This is a genomic window from Pseudomonas sp. 32_A, from assembly GCF_017490905.1.
Taxonomy (GTDB): Bacteria; Pseudomonadota; Gammaproteobacteria; order Pseudomonadales; family Pseudomonadaceae; genus Aquipseudomonas; species Aquipseudomonas inefficax.
The window spans coordinates 1-445 of sequence record NZ_JAFGYI010000345.1; the positions used below are offsets into that span (position 1 = coordinate 1).

Genomic DNA, 445 nt, shown 5'->3' on the forward strand with positions numbered 1-445 from the left:
GTAATTGCCGTTCAGCGGCTCGACCTGCGTGACGATCGGATCGTCGTACAGCTTGTCGCGCTCCAGCGTGCGGATCAGCTCGAGTGCCGCGTCGCGCTGCGCATCCGAATGCGTGAAGATCACCGACCGGTACTGCGTGCCGACGTCGTTGCCCTGCCGGTTCAACTGCGTCGGATCGTGCGTGGCGAAAAAGATCTCGAGGATCTCGCGGTAGCCGATCCGGCCCGGATCGAAGCTCACGCTGACGACCTCCGCATGGCCCGTGTCGCCGTCGCACACGTCGCGGTAGCCGGGGTTGCGCGTAGGGCCGCCCGCGTAGCCGGATTCGACGGCCGTCACGCCGTCGACATCGAGAAACACCGCTTCCTGGCACCAGAAGCATCCGCCGCCCAGCGTCGCGACTTCGCTCGTTGCTTCGCTCATATCGGTTTCCTTTCGTTCGTTT

General features: G+C 64.5%; 1 protein-coding gene. It reads right to left on the reverse strand.

Features of this window, described 5'->3' with window-relative positions:
* Nucleotides 1-423, reverse strand: a 423-nt coding sequence (gene msrA, locus J5M58_RS27000; protein ID WP_207880494.1) for a peptide-methionine (S)-S-oxide reductase MsrA, incomplete at its 3' end; no start/stop codon positions are given.
* Nucleotides 424-445: the final 22 nt, after the last annotated feature.